General features: G+C 64.8%; 16 protein-coding genes. 8 read left to right on the top strand and 8 right to left on the bottom strand.

The window, feature by feature from the left end:
* Positions 1-29 precede the first annotated feature (29 nt).
* From XI09_RS34410 to XI09_RS34390, 5 genes are read right to left on the bottom strand one after another with little or no spacing between them, the layout of a single operon-like run.
* Positions 30-1,727, bottom strand: a complete 1,698-nt coding sequence (locus tag XI09_RS34410; RefSeq protein WP_271570825.1) for a methyl-accepting chemotaxis protein — start codon at positions 1,725-1,727, stop codon at positions 30-32.
* Positions 1,728-1,768: 41 nt separating this feature from the next.
* Positions 1,769-2,230: a chemotaxis protein CheW gene (locus XI09_RS34405; protein ID WP_271570824.1), complete on the bottom strand. Its 462-nt coding sequence runs from the start codon at positions 2,228-2,230 to the stop codon at positions 1,769-1,771.
* The gene (locus XI09_RS34400; protein WP_271570823.1) at positions 2,230-4,287 is read right to left on the bottom strand and encodes a chemotaxis protein CheA; all 2,058 of its coding nucleotides are present in this window, start codon (positions 4,285-4,287) and stop codon (positions 2,230-2,232) included. The genes XI09_RS34405 and XI09_RS34400 overlap by 1 nt, the downstream gene beginning before the upstream one ends.
* Entirely contained in the window at positions 4,284-4,649 is a 366-nt protein-coding gene (locus XI09_RS34395; RefSeq protein WP_008142319.1) for a response regulator, read from the bottom strand. The genes XI09_RS34400 and XI09_RS34395 overlap by 4 nt, the downstream gene beginning before the upstream one ends.
* Entirely contained in the window at positions 4,649-4,972 is a 324-nt protein-coding gene (locus XI09_RS34390; RefSeq protein ID WP_271570822.1) for an STAS domain-containing protein, read from the bottom strand. The genes XI09_RS34395 and XI09_RS34390 overlap by 1 nt, the downstream gene beginning before the upstream one ends.
* A 268-nt stretch (positions 4,973-5,240) precedes the next feature.
* On the opposite strand from XI09_RS34390, the gene XI09_RS34385 reads away from it, so the two are divergent.
* From XI09_RS34385 to XI09_RS34375, 3 genes are all read left to right on the top strand, one after another.
* The gene (locus tag XI09_RS34385; protein WP_271570821.1) at positions 5,241-6,380 is read left to right on the top strand and encodes an HD domain-containing phosphohydrolase; all 1,140 of its coding nucleotides are present in this window, start codon (positions 5,241-5,243) and stop codon (positions 6,378-6,380) included.
* Positions 6,381-6,568: 188 nt separating this feature from the next.
* Positions 6,569-7,237: a hypothetical protein gene (locus XI09_RS34380; protein ID WP_271570820.1), complete on the top strand. Its 669-nt coding sequence runs from the start codon at positions 6,569-6,571 to the stop codon at positions 7,235-7,237.
* A gap of 18 nt (positions 7,238-7,255) precedes the next feature.
* Positions 7,256-9,406 carry an adenylate/guanylate cyclase domain-containing protein gene (locus XI09_RS34375; protein WP_271570819.1) on the top strand — a complete coding sequence of 717 codons (2,151 nt, stop codon included), beginning with the start codon at positions 7,256-7,258 and terminating at the stop codon, positions 9,404-9,406.
* A gap of 80 nt (positions 9,407-9,486) precedes the next feature.
* Here the strand turns inward: XI09_RS34375 and pobA are convergent, their stop codons facing one another.
* Positions 9,487-10,659: a 4-hydroxybenzoate 3-monooxygenase gene (pobA, locus tag XI09_RS34370; RefSeq protein ID WP_271570818.1), complete on the bottom strand. Its 1,173-nt coding sequence runs from the start codon at positions 10,657-10,659 to the stop codon at positions 9,487-9,489.
* Between the two features lie 50 nt (positions 10,660-10,709).
* Between pobA and XI09_RS34365 the strand changes: the two genes are divergently transcribed.
* Together XI09_RS34365 and XI09_RS34360 are read left to right on the top strand one after the other, a co-directional pair.
* Positions 10,710-11,615, top strand: a complete 906-nt coding sequence (locus XI09_RS34365; protein ID WP_271570817.1) for a helix-turn-helix domain-containing protein — start codon at positions 10,710-10,712, stop codon at positions 11,613-11,615.
* 360 nt (positions 11,616-11,975) lie between these two features.
* A complete protein-coding gene (locus tag XI09_RS34360; protein ID WP_271570816.1) occupies positions 11,976-12,587 on the top strand; it encodes a LabA-like NYN domain-containing protein in 612 nt (203 codons plus the stop codon).
* A gap of 23 nt (positions 12,588-12,610) precedes the next feature.
* On the opposite strand, the gene pcaG is transcribed toward XI09_RS34360, so the two are convergent.
* Complete coding sequence (gene pcaG, locus XI09_RS34355) at positions 12,611-13,237, bottom strand: protocatechuate 3,4-dioxygenase subunit alpha (protein WP_271570815.1); 627 nt, start codon at positions 13,235-13,237, stop codon at positions 12,611-12,613.
* 4 nt (positions 13,238-13,241) lie between these two features.
* Entirely contained in the window at positions 13,242-14,030 is a 789-nt protein-coding gene (gene pcaH, locus XI09_RS34350; protein WP_271570814.1) for a protocatechuate 3,4-dioxygenase subunit beta, read from the bottom strand.
* 95 nt (positions 14,031-14,125) lie between these two features.
* On the opposite strand from pcaH, the gene XI09_RS34345 reads away from it, so the two are divergent.
* The 3 genes from XI09_RS34345 to XI09_RS34335 all read left to right on the top strand — a co-directional run bounded on the left by XI09_RS34345 (position 14,126) and on the right by XI09_RS34335 (position 18,093).
* Entirely contained in the window at positions 14,126-15,055 is a 930-nt protein-coding gene (locus tag XI09_RS34345; RefSeq protein WP_271570813.1) for a LysR family transcriptional regulator, read from the top strand.
* 79 nt (positions 15,056-15,134) lie between these two features.
* Positions 15,135-16,439, top strand: a complete 1,305-nt coding sequence (gene pncB, locus XI09_RS34340) for a nicotinate phosphoribosyltransferase (RefSeq protein WP_271570812.1) — start codon at positions 15,135-15,137, stop codon at positions 16,437-16,439.
* Between the two features lie 346 nt (positions 16,440-16,785).
* Positions 16,786-18,093: a GGDEF domain-containing protein gene (locus tag XI09_RS34335; protein ID WP_271570811.1), complete on the top strand. Its 1,308-nt coding sequence runs from the start codon at positions 16,786-16,788 to the stop codon at positions 18,091-18,093.
* The last annotated feature ends 3 nt before the right edge of the window (positions 18,094-18,096 follow it).

The following is an 18,096-nucleotide window of genomic DNA, read 5'->3' as shown; positions in this document are numbered from 1 at the left end:
ACGGTCCGGCGCGAGGCCGGACCGGTTGATCAGCGCTGAAACTCGGCGTCGCGGTCGTCCTCGCCGTCGTGCATGTCGAACGCGAAGCCGCCGCCGCCCGCGACTTTCATTGCACGTGCCGGCTTGCGGACAGGCGCGGGCTTCTTGGCACCGCGATCCGCCGCAGCCATGTGCGCCGCCTTGGCGCGGAGCTGGGTAACGGCGCGGTCGATCGGCGCGGGCGCGGCGCTCCCGCCGCGGCCGGCATGATCGATGCGGAAGAACGAGATGGTCGACTGGAGCTGCTCGGCCTGCGAGGCGAGCTCCTCGGAGGTCGAGGACACCTGTTCGGAGGCGCTGGCATTCTGCTGGCCGACCTTGTCGAGCTGCTGGATCGCCTGGTTGATCTGGGCCGAGCCGACGTCCTGCTCGCGGCAGGCCGCGGTGATCTCCTCGACCAGCTCGGCGGTCTTCTTGATATCAGGGACGAGCTTGGAGAGCATATTGCCGGCTTCCTGCGCGACCTTGACAGTTTCAGTCGAGAGTGTGCCGATCTCAGCGGCCGCGGCCTGACTGCGCTCGGCGAGCTTGCGCACCTCGGAAGCCACGACTGCAAAGCCCTTGCCGTGCTCGCCGGCGCGCGCAGCCTCGACCGCCGCATTGAGCGCGAGCAGGTCGGTCTGGCGGGCGATCTCCTGCACGATCGTGATCTTCTCGGCGATGGTCTGCATGGCATTGACGGCGCGGCCGACGGCGACGCCGCTGGCCTCGGCGTCCTTGGCCGACTGCGCGGCAATCTTCTCGGTCTGGTTGGCGTTGTCGGCGTTCTGCTTCACGTTCGAGGCCATCTCCTCCATCGAGGAGGAGGCTTCCTCGGCAGACGAGGCCTGCTCGGTCGCGCCCTGCGAGAGCTGCTCAGCGCTGGCGGAGAGCTCCTGGCTGCCGGCCGAGACGTTCCGCGCGGCAGTCAACGCCTCCGCGACGATCTGCCGGAGCTTCTCGACCATCACGTTCAGGGACCTGACGAGGTCGCCGATCTCGTCGTTGCTCGCCGAGGGAATGGTCTGGCTGAGATCGCCCTCCGCAACCGCGCCGGCAAGGCCAACGGCGCGGCCCAGCGAACGGCTGATCGAGATGGAAATCCAGAGCGCAGCCCCGATCGCAACCGCCAGCGAGATGCCGAGCAGCGTCATCAGCACGAACTGCGCCTGGTGGCCTTCCTCCTTGGATTGGACCGCCTGCTCCGCCATCTGCTTTTTCGTGTTGCCGACATAGGCGCCCATGGCTTCCATCGCGTCCGCGATGACCTTGCGGCCGTCGCCCATGGAGCGTTCGGTGGCCTTTGCCTTGTCGGTCTTGGCCAGTCTGAACGTCTCATCCTGATACGCATTCATCTTGGCGTATGTCACAGCGAAGCTGTCGAGCAGCTTCCTTCCGGCTTCGCTCGCCAACGCGTAGACCTCATCTTTGGTCTTCAGCGCATGGTCACGAATCTTGGCGGCATCCGCGGCAAACTGTTCGGCCTGGGCTTCCGTTCCGAGAATTGAATTCTTCTCCGCCCGCAGCTGAAGCAGGATATCCTTTTCGATTTGCGTCGCCTTCTCCATCCGGGTCGCGCGCAGGACCATGCTGTCAGCAGTGGCCATCATGTCGCCAAGCTTCATGTACGCGACACCGCCGGCCACCATGGACAGGACGATGACCAGGCCGAATGCACTGGCCAGCTTCGCTTTGACCGTAAATCTCATTTCCAGCCCCTCAACCTCAAGTCCCGCCCCTGGGACCCATTTCAATTCAGAATGCGTTCCATGTTGGGAACGATGACGAACTCTTCACGCCATTTGGCGATGAAGCGAATGAACTCCGGCTTCCAGTGCATGCCGACGCGCGGCGTCTGCTGCACGTCGGTCTGCGATATCTCCGTGACCTCGTAGACCTTGTCGGCGGTGACGCCGACCAGGACAGGCTCGCCGTCGAGCTCCAGCTCGATGACGACGATGCGCGTGTCGGCCGAGTTGTCGAGTTGCGGCAGGCCGAAGCGGATGCGCAGGTCCGCAAGCGGGATGACGTTGCCGCGTACGTTGATCACGCTGGGAACGAAGGCCCGCGCGCCGGCGACCTTGGTCACCGGCACGGGATCGATGATCTCGCGCACGAGGCCCGCGTCGAGCGCGAACTTCTCCTCGCCGAGGCCGATCATCACGACCTGCATCGCGCCCGCCTGATGCTCGCCGGCCAGACTCTCGTTCATCACGCCGCCTCGCTGATGTGCTGCTTCTCGACCTTCGACTGCGCCAGCGCGACGAGCTGCGCGACGTCGAGGATCAGCGCCGCCGTGCCGTCACCCAGGATGGTCGCGCCCGAGAAGATCGTGACATCCGAATGCAGCTTGGAGAGCGACTTGATCACGGTCTGGTGGTTGCCGATGATCTGGTCGGCGACGAGACCGACCCGGCTCTCGCCGGTCGAGATGATGATCGTCTTCTGGTGCCGGTCGGGCAAACCCGACGACGACATGATTTCCCGCAAGCGCAGGAACGGGACGAGATTGCCGCGGACGTTGAGGAAATTGCGGCCGCGCGAGCGCTCGTCCTCGGCCGTCAGCTCGACGCATTCCTCCACCGCCGACAGCGGAATGATGTAGCGGCCTTCGCCGACGCGGATCAGGAGGCCTTCGATGATCGCGAGCGTCAACGGCAGGCGCAGCGTCACGGTGGTGCCCTGGCCCGGCCGGGTCGACAGGTCGATCGTGCCGCGCATGTTCTCGATGGTGCGCTTGACCACGTCCATGCCGACGCCGCGGCCGGACAGCGCCGAAATGGTCTGCGCGGTCGAGAAGCCCGGGTGGAACAGGAACTGGTGGATCTCGTGATCGGTCAGCACGGCGCCGGCTGCGATCAGCCCCTGCTCTTCCGCCTTGGCGCGGATGCGCGCGGTATTGAGGCCGCCGCCATTGTCCTTCACGGTGACGAGCACCTGCGCGCCGGAATGAACGGCGGCGAGCTCGATCCGGCCCTGCTCGGTCTTGCCGTTGGCGGCACGCGTTGCGGTGTCCTCGATGCCGTGGTCGATGGCGTTGCGGATCAGGTGCACCAGCGGATCGGCCAGGCACTCGATCATGGTCTTGTCGAGTTCGGTGTCCTCGCCCGTGGTGACGAATTCGACCGGCTTCGACAGATCGCGCGACAGATCGTGGATCAGGCGGCGAAAGCGGCCGAACAGCGAGCCGATCGGCACCATGCGCGCGCCCATCGTGGTGTCGCGCAAGGAGGAGGCGAGGCGCTCGATTTCCTCGGCGATCATCTTGATCGAGAGGTCGGAGCCGGACGATGCGAGCTGGGTCAGCCGCGCCTGGGCGATGACGAGCTCGCCGACCCGGTCCATCAGTTCGTCGAGACGTTCGGCCTGGACGCGGACGGTGGCGATGCCGCGATCGTCGCGCTTGGCCTCGGCCTTCGGCTCCGGCTTCGGTTCGGATTTGGGTTCCGCTTTTGCAGCGGGCTGCGCGGCAGCAGCCTCGACCACCGGCGCAGGCATCTCGGCCACAGGCGCCGGCTCCTCGTCGAGGAGCTGGAATAGCGGCATCGGCGCGGGCGCTTCGACATGCTCCAAAGGCAAGAGGGTCAGCTTCATCTCGTCCTGGACGAACATGAAGACGTCGTCGATCGCGTCCTTGTCGCAGGCCGCGTGCAGCTTGACGTCCCACTTCAAATAGCAGTCTTCCGGCTCCATCTCGTCGAGGAACGGGATGCCGTCGGTAACGGGCACGACGAAGCAGGGGCCGAGCTTGCAGAGGTCTTCCAGCAGGTCGAGCGGGTTCGAGCCGTTGCGAAGGATGTGGGATTCGAATTCCAGATAAAGGTGCCAGCCGGCTTGCTTGCTCTCGACGGGCGCCGCCGCCTCCGTGATCTCGGCAACCGGCGCAACAGGCTGGTCGGACGAGACAAAGCGCTTGAGGTCGTCGAGAATGCCTTCGCCGATGACGTCGTCGGTCGACTGGGGATCCTCGATCAGCGCGCGGATATAGTCCTTGGCGGCGAGCGCGACCGAGATCAGGTCCTGCGTCGGCTTGATCTCGCCCTTGCGGACGCGATCGAACGCGGTCTCGAATTCGTGGGTGAAGGAGGCGACCTTGTCGAAGCCGAACATGGCGCCCGAGCCCTTGATCGTATGCAGGGCGCGGAAAGCGGAATCGACGAGTTCGCGGTCATCGGGACGCTGGCCGAGATCGAGCAGGGCTCCTTCAAGAACTTCGAAGAGCTCACTGGCTTCCTGACGAAAGACCTCGGTCGGGTCCATTGCACTCATGCGCGCACCAGCTTGCCGACGACGGCGAGCAACTGCTCCGGCTTGAAGGGCTTGGTGATCCAGCCCGTGGCGCCGGCGCTCTTGGCCTCCTGCTTCACCGTGTCGTTGGATTCGGTGGTCAGGAACACGATCGGCATGCCGACCGCGCTGGGCAGCTTGCGTAGCGCCCGGATCAGCTCCAGCCCGTTCATCACGGGCATATTGAGGTCGGTGATCACGAGGTCGAGCTTGCCGGCCTGCGCCTTGGCGAGCCCTTGCGCGCCGTCACCGGCCTCGATCACGTTATGACCGGCCGGCTCGAGCACGACCTTGATCATTTGCCGAATGCTGGGGGAATCGTCGACGGTCAGAATCGTGGCCATTAGGTGCCATCTTTCTTTTGCGGGAAATGCTGATCGATCATCGCCTCGCTGGCAAAGCCGGCGCGGCGAAGGGTGTTGCGCAGAGACTGGGAGAATGAGGTGAGCACCACCGGGCGGCCCTGGGCCTCGCCCGTCTTGGCGGTCGACAGCAGAAGCTGGATCGAGGTCACGTCGGCCTTGTCGACGCTCGAGCAGTCGATCTCGAGCCGCTCCTGGCGGCCGAACGCCTCGCGAATGAGATCATAGACACTGCGAATGGCCGCGATGCTGCAATCGGCGGGTAACCGCAACGACCACTTCGGCTCCGTCGGATTGAGCGCCATCGCTGTCCCCGCGCTTGCAAAATTCCGATACACGTTTGACGCGAATCAAGTGAGCAAACCCCTAACGGAGAGCTCCGTACAACTACGGGTCACATTCCCAAAGACTTCGCGCAACTGCATGCAACCGTGCATAGCCTGCTGAAATCCCATGCGAGGCGCGCATGTCCGCGGCGCGGTGCGCACGCACGGCGCATTTGCTTCGCGTTAAATTCGCTCGGGTTATGCAGTGGGTTCGTGCCCTTGCCAGCGAAGAGAGCCCCGGCCGCCGATGCTGACCCAAGCGCTTCTGGTTGACGACAGCCGCTCCGTCCTCAACTTCCTGAAACGTCACATCGAGGCCGAAGGTCTGGTCGAGGCCACCACCTTCCTCGATCCCGTGCAGGCGCTGGCCTGCGCACGGGAGCGCGTCTTCGACCTCGTGCTGGTCGACTACGAGATGCCGCACATGGACGGCATCAGCTTCATCCGCACGCTCCGCACCCTTCCCGGCTGCGCCGACATTCCGATCGCGATGATCACGTCGCGGCAGACCGATGACGTGAAGATGGAAGCGCTGCAGGCCGGTGCAACCGATTTCCTGCCCAAGCAGCCGCAGAGCGTCGAGATGACAGTGCGTCTGCGGAATTTGATTCAGTTTGGTGCAGCCGTACGCAAGCTCAACGATCGCGCCGCGCATCTGGCCAGCGAAGTCGCGGCCGCGACACGCAAGCTCGGCGAGCGCGAGGAAGAGATTATCCTGCGGCTCGCGCTCGCGGTCGAATACCGCGATAACGACACCGGCGAGCACACCCTGCGGGTCGCCCGCTACAGCCGCATCATCGCCGAGCAGCTCGGCCTGCCGGCCCGTCTCTGCCGCGACATCTATCTCGCCGCGCCGCTGCACGACGTCGGCAAGGTCGCCATTCCCGACAATATCCTGCTCAAGCCCGGCCGGCTGACCGACGAGGAGATGGCGGTGATCCGCACCCACGCCATGATCGGCGCGCGTATCCTGGCGGACTCCGGCTGCGAGCTGATCCAGCTCAGTGCGCAAATTGCCGCAGGCCATCACGAGCGCTGGGATGGCGCGGGCTATCCGAACGGCCTCAAGACGGACGAGATCCCGGTTGCCGCACGCGTGGTCGCGGTCGCCGACGTCTTCGACGCGCTGACGACGCGGCGGCCATATAAAGCGCCGATGCCGCTCGAGGTGGCGCGCAATTACCTGGTCGAGAACCAGGGACGGCAGTTCGACCCGGCCTGCGTCGAGGCTTTTCTGTCGCGCTGGGACGAGGTCGTGGAGATCGCCGCCGGGCAGCGGGCGACGCCATTTCAGAAGACGGAGGCCACGCTCGCTCCTGGTGTGGAGCGAGTCGTCGAGGGCCGCCCGGCCGAAGACCATTCGCCGGAGGCCGTTCCGTTCGCCTGACATGGCCCATCCGGCCAACAGCTTGCCGCGGCTCTGTTTTCTCCGGTCGCCGGTTTGAACCCGTTCCTGATAGAGTGCACCAATATCTAAGAGTGATTCTGGTCACACTTGCCTGGGCGCTCCGCTGCTAAGCATCGGACCAGGACGGGGGACCGGCAGAGCAGCGGTCGAATTGGATGAGAGTAACCATGAGAAGCCTGATCGGCGCCGTTGTCGGCGCGCTCTATGTTGCGACCCCCGCCCTGGCGGAGACCCCGGCCGCGATCGTCGAGGACGTCCAGGGCAAGGTCGATGGCATCGCGTTCATGGACTATGTGGCGCCGGGCAAGATCATCAAGCTCGGCCCGAAGGCGACCGTCACGCTCAGCTACCTCAAATCCTGCGTGCGCGAGACGATCAGCGAAGGCGTCGTGCTGGTCGGCGCCGAGCAGAGCACTGTGCAGCTCGGCGAGGTCAAGCGGGACAAGGTGCCCTGCGACACCAACGCGGCGCAGCTGTCCGAGCGAGAGGCCAACCAGAGCGCCGCGACCACCTTCCGCACCGTGCGCTCGGACGCCAAGGGCGCGCCGGCCAAGCTGCCGACGATCTACGGCGTCGCACCGCTGGTGCAGGCCAAGAGCGGCAGCACGCTGGTGATCGAGCGCACCGACGGCAAGGAACCCACGATCAGCGTGCCGCTCAGGAACGAAACCATGATCGGCGGCAAGTTCTACGACTTTGCCAAAGCCGGGAAGTCGCTGACCCCCGGCGGCAGCTATCTCGCCATCCTCGGCGCCAAGCGCTATGCCTTCCAGGTCGATGCCAGCGCCACGTCATCGCCGACGCCGATCGTCGGCCGCCTGCTGCGGCTCGAATAGGCGGCTTGCGACGGGGCGATGCGGCGGATCGGAAGGCGGGACATCGTTGCGACGATCCTGATTGCGCTCCTCGCGGGCGCCGTCTTCACGTCTCCGCCGCTTCAGACGCTGCAAGGCCTGTCGCTCGACATCCTCACCGCGATGCGCGGCATGCTGGACGGCGACCGCCGCGATCCCGCGACGTCGCCGGTCGTCGTCGTAGCCATCGACGGTGAGACCTACGACACCCCGCCCTTCAAGGGATCGCCGACGCAGACCTGGACACGCGAGATCGGCCGGGTGCTCGGGAGCATCACCGAAGGCGGCGCCAAGGTCATCGGCTTCGACGTCATCTTCAAGAACTCAATCGAGCAGTCGGAGATTCCGTTCGGCGATACGTCGTTCGGCAGTCGCATAAGAGGATTTGACCGGGACTACCTCATCGCGCTCCGGCAACTCTCCGACAGCGGCAAGCTGGTGCTCGGCGAGATCCTGAGCAATGACCATCCGGAAGTGCCCTATCGTGCGCAGCAAGTGGCAGTGCGCAACACCATCCGCGCGCTCAATGTCCACACCGACCACGACGACGTGATCCGACGAATGCCGTTGAGCTTTGCCATCGAGGGCAGGTCGATCCCCGCGATGGCGGTGGAGCTCGCTGCGCGTGCGCTTGGCGGAAAGCCTGAAATTGCGCCGTCCGGCGCGACCGAGTTGGCCGGCTATGCGATCCCGAGCGCGATGCCGAATACAATGACGCTCAACTTTCGAGGGCTGGGACGCGACGTCCCGACCTTCTCCTTCGCCGACCTGCGCGCCTGCGTCGAGAAGGGCGACCGCGATTTCTTCCGCCGCGCCTTCGAGGGCAAGGTCGTCCTGCTCGGCACCGTCCTCAATTTCGAGGACCGCAAGCTCACCTCGATGCGCCTGTCCCGCGGATATGACGGGACGCCGGCCGCACGATGCGCCCTGCCCGCGCCGGCCGGTACCACGCAGAAGGCCCGCAGCGACATCGCCGGCGTCTTCGTGCACGCCACCGCGGTCCGAAACCTGATCGAACGCGATGCTGTGACCGAGCTCGGCTTTCCGGCGCGGACCATCCTCACGATTGCGTTCGCGGCGGTCATCGCCTGCGCGGCCTGCATGCTCGCACCTGGCGGCGCGGTGATCGCCTGGCTCGCCCTCACCGCCGTTTACGCCGCCGTGGCCGTCGGCGCGTTCGTGCATGCGCTGGCGCTGCCCTTGACGGAGCCCGCGCTCGCGAGCCTGGCCGCACTCGCAATGATGATCGGCTACCGCTTCATGCTGGCCGATCGCGACGAGCGCTTCCTCCGCCGGAGCTTTGCATTCTACCTCGCGCCAGAGGTGATCGAGACGATGGTTGCCTCCGGCAAGATGCCGGCACTCGGCGGCGAGATGCGCAACGTCACCATGTTCTTCTCCGACCTTAGCGGATTCTCCTCGATCGCAGAGACCATGACGCCGGGCGAGCTGGTCACGCTGATGAACGAATATCTCTCCGCCATGACCGACATCATCGAAGGCCATGGCGGCTATGTCGACAAATATATCGGCGATTCCATCGTCGCCATGTTCGGCGCGCCCGCCGACGATCCCGCCCACGCGCGCAACGCCGTCCGCGCGGCGCTGAAGTGCCACGAAAAACTGGCGGACCTCAACGCCAACAACGCCGCCTTCGCCGGTCACGGCCTGTCGCACCGCATCGGGCTCAACAGCGGCGAAGCCGTGGTCGGCAATATCGGCTCCCGCCGCCGCTTCAACTACACCGTGATGAGCGACACCGTGAACGTCGCCTCGCGGCTCGAGGGTGCGAACAAATATTACGGCACCGCGATCATGGCCTCGGAGGCGACAGTGGCGCAGACAGGTGACGCCTTCGCCTGGCGCGAGCTCGACGCAATCAGGGTGCTGGGCCGCGGCGAGACGATCAAGGTGTTCGAGCCGCTGGCGGAGAAAGGCGCGGAGAGCGGCGAGCAGACGAAGGTCACCGCGGCATATGCGGAAGGGCTGGCCTGCTGGCGCGCACGCGAGTTTACCAAAGCGGCCGATGCGTTCGACGGAGTGGCGAAGCTCGATCCGCCATCGTCCATGTTTGCAAAGCGCGCGAGAGCGCTCGTCGCAAATCCACCGCCGCCGGAATGGACGCCGGTCAATACGCTCGAAGGGAAGTAGCGTAGCTAGCCAAGGGCACTGCCTTCCCCACTCCCCTTGTGGGAGAGGGGAAGGCAGCGTCCGTGCAGTAAGATCCCCCCTTAGAACGGCAGCCCGACATAATTCTCAGCAAGCAGGCGCTGCGCCGTTTCGGACGAGAACAGATATTCCAGCTCCGTCTGCTGAAGACGATCCTCATAGTCGAGACGATCGGGGAAACGATGCAGCAGCATCGTCATCCACCAGGAGAAACGCTGCGCCTTCCAGATCCGCGCCAGTGCCTTGGCGGAATAGCCTTCGAGGCCGGAATCATCGCCGCTCTGATAATGTGCGAGCATGGCATGATAGAGATAGTAGATGTCGGAGGCGGCGCTGTTCAGCCCGCGCGCGCCGGTCGGCGGCACGATGTGGGCGGCATCGCCGGCGAGGAACAGGCGACCATAGCTCATCGGTTCGGCGACGAAGCTGCGCAACGGCGCGATGCTTTTTTCGATCGAGGGCCCCGTGATCAAGCGGCCAGCGACCTGCTCAGGCAGGCGGCGCTTCAGCTCGGCCCAGAACGCGTCGTCCGACCAGTCCTCGACCTTGTCGGTGAGCGGCACCTGGATGTAGTAGCGGCTCAATACTTGCGAGCGCAGGGAACACAGCGCAAAGCCGCGCTCATGCTTCACATAGATCAGCTCGGGCGAGACCGGCTTGGTGCGCGACAGCACCCCGAGCCAGCCAAACGGATAGACCTTCTCGTATTCGCGCAGCACGTCCTTCGGGATCGACTTGCGGCTGACGCCGTGGAAGCCGTCGGCGCCGACGATGTAGTCGCAATCGACGCGAACGATCTCGTCGTTCGAGCGGTACGTCACGTAGGGGCGGTCCGACGCCAGATCATGCGGCGTCACGTCCTGCGCATTATGCACGACCTTGCCGCCGAGGCGGTCGCGCGCCTCGTAGAGGTCGCGCGTCAGCTCGGTCTGGCCGTAGACCAGCACCGAATTGCCGCCGGAGTGCTTGTGCAGATCGATGTGGGAGAGCACCCCGTCATGGGCGATCTCGAATCCCCGGTGGATCTCGCCTTCGCGGTCCATCCGCTCGCCGCATTGCGCCTCGCGCATCAGTTTTGCGAAACCGTGCTCGAGCACGCCGGCGCGGATCCGGGCCAGCACGTGCTCACGGCTGTATTTCTCCAGGACGACCGTGTCGATGCCCTTCAGATGCAGAAGCTGGGACAAGAGCAGCCCGGACGGCCCGCCGCCGATGATGCAGACCTGAACTTTCATTTTTGCGTCCTCCCGTCGGCACTTTTTTGCAGATTCAACTGCGCAAACCGATGGAGGGTTTCGTCTTTGTCTTGTACTATTCGAACATGAGAAGCGCCGCCCCTGCTCCCGCGATCCGGGTCTACAATCTGTTCGGCGAGTCCGGCGACCTGCCGGACGTCGTGCATTGCGAGACGATCGCGTCCCGCTCGGTGCTTCACGACTGGACCCTGGCCGTGCACCGCCATGCCCGGCTGCACCAGGTGCTGCTGATCGAGCGCGGCGGCGGCGAGGCGACGCTCGACGGACGCGTGGTGCCGTTGAGGCCGATGCAGATCGTCAACGTACCCGTCGGACACGTCCACGGGTTCCGCTTCGTGCCAGAGACCCAAGGCTGGGTGCTGACCATCGCGGCGGAGATCCTGGACGAGGCGCTGCTCGCCGCCGAAGGCCTGCGCGGCGCCCTGTCACGATCCGGCGTGGTGCGCAGCACGCCGCAGATCCGCGCCACCATGAAGCAGATCTTCGCCGAACACGCCGCCCGCGATTTCGGCCGCGCGCATGTGCTGCGCGCCTTGTCGGCGGCCATGATCGGGCTGGTGGCCCGCGCGCTCACGAGCGAGAGCGGCGGCAATGGCACGGCCGAATCCGGCCTGTTCCGCCGCTTCGAGTCGCTGCTCGAGCAGCACCATCTGGAACGCTGGAGCGTTGCGGACTACGCAGGCGCGCTGTCGATCACGCCGACCCATCTCAACCGGGTGACGCGGGCCGCGACTGGCGACACCGCCTCGCACCTGATCCTCAACCGCCTGATCCGCGAGGCGCGGCGTAACCTCGTCTACACCAACCTGCCGGTCTCGACGATCGCCTATGCGCTCGGCTTCGAGGACCCCGCCTATTTCAGCCGCGTTTATGCTGCCGCCACGGGGCTCTCGCCGCGCGCCTTTCGCAGCCAGCTGCATGGCGATGAAGGCTGACACATCGGCCGATCGAACAGCCGCACCTATGGTCGAAGGCCACGCTGCGAACCGCAACGGCCTTTGTTGCCGGCGCAGCCACTTACCTTCGTATATGGGGTCCTATCCTTTGGATAGAGGCCCTTTACCTCAGTACAATTGAGCAGGGAATGCGCGCGCCTTACCCTGGCTGCATTCGGTGCCCTGGCGCTGGTGGCATTGGAACCTCCCTAACCTAGGCGCAAGACGGCCGCCCCTGTCCGGTCGTCTGCGCTGCTTTTTCAGCATGCCATCGGTGCCTTCAGTGTTTTTCCGGCCGACACACCGCGACCTCGCGGTTGGACCGGCCGCCTTTCGCGTGCAACTGGAGATTTTTGCATAATGCCTTCGATTGAGAAGATTGCACTCTTTATCGATGGCTCCAATCTCCATGCCACCTCCAAGGCGCTCGGCTTCGACATCGATTACAGGCGTCTGCTCGGCGAATTCCAAAGCCGAGGTGCGCTGTTGCGGGCCTTCTACTACACGACCGTCGTCGAGGATCAGGAGTATTCGTCAGTCCGCCCGTTGATCGATTGGCTCGACTATAACGGATACACCGTCGTCACCAAGCTCACGAAGGAATTCGTCGACGCCATCACCGGCCGCCGCAAGGTGAAGGGCAACATGGATGTCGACCTCGCCGTAAATGCGATGGAGCTCGCCGAGCACGTCGATCAGATCGTGCTGTTCTCGGGCGATGGGAATTTTCGTTCGCTGGTGGAAGCCCTGCAACGCCGCGGTGTCCGCGTGACGGTCGTCTCCACGCTCTCCACTCAGCCAGCCATGGTCGCCGACGACCTGCGCCGACAGGCGGACGTATTCATCGATTTGGCAGAACTGAAACCAAAAGTGGGACGCGATCCGGCCAATCGGCCGGGATCGCGCGAGACGCGTCAGTCGCCGCAATTCCTCGCGCGCGTAGCGATCGATCGCGGCGACCAGGTGGAGTGATCCTGCGGGAGGCCGTCCGACTCTCAGACGTCGAAGAACACGGTCTCCTCCGGCCCCTGCAAATTGATCGTGAAGGAATACACGATCTTGCCGGCGCGCTCGCTTCGCGTTGCGATCAATGTCTTGCGCCGGGCCGGCTGCTCGATCAGGTTGAGCACGGGGTCGCCAGCGTTGGCGGCCTCTTCATCCGAGAAATAGAGCCGCGTGTTGAGACCGATATTGATGCCGCGCGCGACGATCCAGACATTGACGTGTGGCGCGCATTTGCGCCCCGCCTTGTCGGTGATGGCGCCGGGCTTGATGGTCTCGAAGGTCACGAGCCCGCTGTCGAAGTCGGAGCCGGCGCGGCCCCAGCCGCGAAACTCCTGCTCCAACGCGCCGGCCGAGCGGTCGGCCGGATGATTGTAGCGGCCGGCCGCATTGGCCTGCCAGATTTCCAGCAGCACGTCGCGCAGCGGCGTGCCGGTGCCATCGAGCACCTTGCCTTCCAGCGTGATGCGTTCGCCCCTGGTGTTCGGCGTCACCAGCACGTTCGAAAAGTTCTTCTCGAAGATATCGAAGCCGGCCATGGCCGGGATCAGGCCGATGTGGACGTAGGGGCCAGCGGTCTGCGATGCGGTTTCCTTGAGATAGTTGAGCGGCTGCGGCATTGGCTCAGTTCCCCTCGGTGCGATTTTCAAAATAGGTGGAGCGCTGGCCGCGCAGGACGATGTCGAAGCGGTAGGCGAGCGAATCGAACGGCGTCGAGGCGTTGAGGTCGAGCGGCGCGACCAGGCGGTCGAGCGCATCCTTGTCCGGAATCGTCGTCAGGATCGGGCAGACCGGGATCAGGGGATCGCCCTCGAAGTACATCTGCGTGATCAGCCGCTGCGCGAAGCCCGAGCCGAACACCGAGAAATGAATGTGGGCGGGACGCCAGCTGTTGACGTAGTTGCGCCAGGGATAGGGGCCCGGCTTCACGGTGCGGAAATAGTAATAGCCGGTGTCGTCGGTCAGCGCGCGGCCGCAGCCGCCGAAATTCGGATCGATCGGCGCCAGATACGTGTCCTTCTTATGCCGGTAGCGGCCGCCGGCATTGGCCTGCCAGAATTCGACCAGCGTGTTCGGCACGCCGCGGCCGGTCTCGTCCAGCACGCGGCCGTGGACGATGATGCGCTCGCCGACGGGGTCGCCGTCCTTGGCGTAGTTGCGGATCAGGTCGTTGTCGAGCGGGCCGAGATCGTTGTGGCCGAACACCGGCCCCGTGATCTCCGAGACCGAGTTCTCCAGCGACAGCAGCGCCTGGCGCGGCGAACGCAGCACCGAGGATTTGTAGCCGGGTGCATGTGCCGGCGGATGGATGGAGCGATCGCGCTGGAAGAAGCCACCATCGCCGAGTGGCGGCGTGAACGGCTCGGGGCGGTTGAGGCGGGGATCCCGCAAGGCTGGCGCCTGGGCATTCATAGGCGTTGTCTCTCCCTTGGGCGCGCCGGTCCCGGCGCACGGCTTATCGGGAGATCATGGGACGGTCTATTCTCAAGATAAATAGATCGATTATAATGAATTCCATGAAGGAAATCGATCATTTGGCCCTCGATGGCCATGCCCTTGAACTGTTCCTGGCCGTGCTGGAGGAAGGCTCGGTGACGGCAGCCGCCACACGTCTCGGCTTGACGCAATCCGCGGTCAGCCACGCCCTGAACAAGCTGCGGCGGATCGCGGGCGATCCGCTGTTCGCCAAGTCCGGCCGCGGCATCGTCGCCACCGCACATGCGCAGGCATTGGCCGCGAAGGCGCGCGCGCTGATCGACGAGATGCGCAGCTTTGCCGGCGGCGTCAGCTTCGAGCCGGCGCAGGCCCAGCTCTCGCTGACGATCGCCGCCAACGACTTCCAGCGCGACCTCTTGCTGCCGCGCTTCTTCGGCCATGTCGCCGGCCAGGTGAAGAGCCTGAACCTGCGCGTGATCCCCTCGCAATCGCCCTCGCCCGCGATGCTGCGCGAGAACCGCTGCGATCTCCTGATCACGCCGCTGCCGCCATCCGGCGTCGACATCGTGCAGAAGCGCCTGCTCAGCGACCACTACGTCTGCTATTTCGATCCCAAGGCGCGCACTGCGCCAGCCGGCCGCAGCGCCTATCTCGCAGCACGCCACATCACCGTGGTCTATACCGACAATGAGCGGCTCGACTTCGACCGCCGGCTGGCGGCGAACGGCTTCCATCGCGACATCGCCATCTCCGTGCCGAGCTTCTCCGGCGTGCCGTCGTTCCTGCGCGGCTCGCAGATGCTCGCGAGCATGCCGAGCCTGCTCGCTTCCGGCGTCATGCAGGGCTTCGCGCAAACGCGAATTCCGCTGGCCTCGCGCACCCGGACGCTGGCCGAGCTGCCGATGTTCATGGTCTGGCACCAGCGCTACCAGAAGGACCCGGCCCATCGCTGGATCAGGAACCAGCTCGAGACCGTGGCGGCGACAGCCGCCGGAGACTGAGCCTCGGTCACGGTTCGCGGAAGCCTGCCCTCCGCCGAACCCACTGGTTGCCCTGCGGCAGCCACGCTAGAGTTGCCCCATGACAGTGACCGATATTGCGAGCCGGACCTACAATCACAGCTGGCGGCTGGATCCCATCATCCGCAGCCTGCTGGATACCGACTTTTACAAGCTATTGATGTTGCAGATGATTCGGGAAGATTACCCGGATCGGCAGGTGACCTTCTCGGTCATCAACCGCTCGCGCCATGTGCGGCTCGCCGAGATCATCGACGAGGGCGAGCTGCGCGCCCAGCTCGACCACGCCCGCACCATCCGCTTCACCAAGAAAGAGCTGATCTGGCTTGCCGGTAACACCTTCTACGGCAAGACCCACATGTTCTCGGCGGATTTCATCCGCTGGCTCGCCGAATTCCGCCTGCCCGAATACGAGCTGCGCAAGGGCGAAGGCCAGTACGAAATACATTTCCACGGGCCGTGGACCCACACCACGATGTGGGAGATTCCAGCGCTCGCGATCCTCAACGAGCTGCGCTCGCGCGCGGCGATCAAGGGCCGCGGCCGCTTCGAGCTGGACGTGCTCTACGCCCGCGCCAAGGCCAAGCTGTGGACCAAGGTCGAGCGGCTGCGCAAGCTGGAGAACCTGAGGCTCTCCGACTTCGGCACCCGCCGGCGTCACGGCTTTCTCTGGCAGCGCTGGTGCGTCGAGGCGGTGAAGGAAGGCCTGGGCTCCTCCTTCATCGGCACCTCCAACGTGCTGCTCGCGATGGACAACGATCTCGAAGCCATCGGCACCAACGCCCACGAGCTGCCGATGGTCGCGGCCGCGCTCGCCAAGGACGACGAGGAGTTGCGCTGGGCGCCCTATCGTATCCTCGACCAGTGGCGTCAGACCTATGGCGGCAATTTGCTGATCGCGCTGCCCGACGCCTTCGGCACCAAAGCTTTCCTGCGCGATGCGCCGGAATGGGTCGCCGACTGGACCGGCTTCCGCCCCGACAGCGCGCCGCCAATCCAGGCCGGCGAGGAGATCATCGCCTGGTGGGAGAAGAAGGGCCGCAACCCCAGGGACAAGCTGCTCGTCTTTTCCGACGCGATGGACGTCGGCTCGATCGAGGAGACCTATCACCACTTCACCGGCCGCGTGCGGCTCTCCTTCGGCTGGGGCACCAACCTCACCAACGACTTCGTGGGTTGCACCCCGGACGGCTCGTTCAATCTCGATCCGATCTCGCTGGTCTGCAAGGTGTCGTCGGCCGACGGCCATCCGGCCGTCAAGCTCTCCGACAATCCGGAGAAGGCGACCGGCCTCCCCTCGGAGATCGAGCGTTACCTGCGGGTGTTCGGCGACGTCGGCCGCGTGCGCAAGCCGGTGCTGGTCTAGAGCCGTTTCCGTTCCGATGGAATCGGAACGGGGCTCTAGATTCTTGTTTGGACGCGTTTTCTTCACGCGAACCGGTATCCACTTCGCTCGAAAACGCTGTAACACCGGCCCCAACTCTCTCGATCAAGTAAACCGTGCAGGACGAATGCGAGGCATTGGTTCGCCGATACCGCACAGGTTCCGGTTTGTCGGCATTTGCAACGATCTGCACGCATCCACTTCACGACGCCTTCACCCTGCGATGCAGTCCCTCGTCTCTTTCAGGTCGAGTTAAGCAACCATCTCCTCTACTTGGCGTTGCAGGCGCAACGCCTCTGGGGTCGTTGATCGATTTGGGGAACTAAGGGTGTTTCGCAGGACATCGACGTCGACGAAGGGACACAGCTTCCTTCACGTCATCAAGCTCGTCTCGCCTTTCGTGATGGTCGTCGTGCTTCAGGCGGCGATCGCGGGATTCAGCCTTGAGGTGATGTCATCGGTCCGCGCCTATGTCGCGGGCGAAGCGCTATGGTCGCGCTCGCAGAAGAACGCCGTCTATTTCCTCAATCGCTATCTGCATTCGGGCGACAAGAGCCAGTTCGCGCAATACCAGGCCTCGCTCGCCGTTCCCATCGGCGACGAGTTCGCGCGCTGGGCGCTCGAGCGCGACCCGGTCGACGTCGAGGCCGCCCGCATCGGCTTCCTGCAGGGCGGCAACCATCCCGATGACGTTCCGGGATTGATCTGGCTGTTTCGCTATTTCAACCGCGTCAGCTTCCTCCAGGAAGCCATCCGCGAGTGGGCCGCCACCGATCCCATGCTGCTGGAGCTGAGCGTGTTCGGCGAGGTCATCCGGTCGGAGCTGGAGAACGGCCCCGTTCGGGACGGCAGCCGCCTGCAATTCCTGTCGTCGCGGCTCTCGGAGCTCAACACCCAGTTCACGGTGCATGCGAACCGCTTCTCCACGGTCCTGGGCGAAGGCTCCCGCGCGATCAAGTTGACGCTGACCTGCATCAACATCGTCACCGCCGTGACGCTGATCCTGCTGCTGATCTGGCATACGCGGCGATTGGTGCTGCAACGACAGGCGTTCGAGGATGCCCTGCATGCCGAGAAGGAGCGCCTGGCCTGGCAGGCGTCGCACGACTGGCTGACAGGCCTTGCCAACCGCCGCGCCTTCGAGGCGCGCCTGCAAGGCGAGCTGGACAATGTTGCGGCAGGCTCGCTGGGCCTGATCCTGCTCGACCTCGACCAGTTCAAGAACGTCAACGACAGCTGCGGCCATCTTGCGGGCGACCGCCTGCTCTGCCAGGTCTCGCGCCTCCTGCAACAGGAGCGGCGGCCGCATGATCTGGTGGCCCGGCTCGGCGGCGACGAATTCGGCCTGATCCTGCCGCAGTGCTCGCCGTTCGACGCAACCGACATCGCCGAACGGCTGCGGCGATCGCTCGAGCTGTTCAGCTTCGCCTGGGACGATCGCTGCTTTGCAGTGACCGCCGGCATCGGCGTCACCTGCATCACCGAGCGAGACACCACGCTCGAGGACGCGATGCGGCGCGCGGATGCCGCCTGCTATCGCGCCAAGGAAAAGGGACGCAACCGGGTTCAGGTCGACGGAGTGCGGCCCGACGTCGTCCTCATTGCAGCACGGCCACGCGAAGCTGCACGCGCCTGAGGC

The organism is Bradyrhizobium sp. CCBAU 11386 (genome assembly GCF_028128955.1).
GTDB lineage: Bacteria > Pseudomonadota > Alphaproteobacteria > Rhizobiales > Xanthobacteraceae > Bradyrhizobium.
The sequence above is the reverse complement of the archived record's forward strand: the minus strand, read 5'-3'. Positions and strand labels throughout refer to the sequence as shown.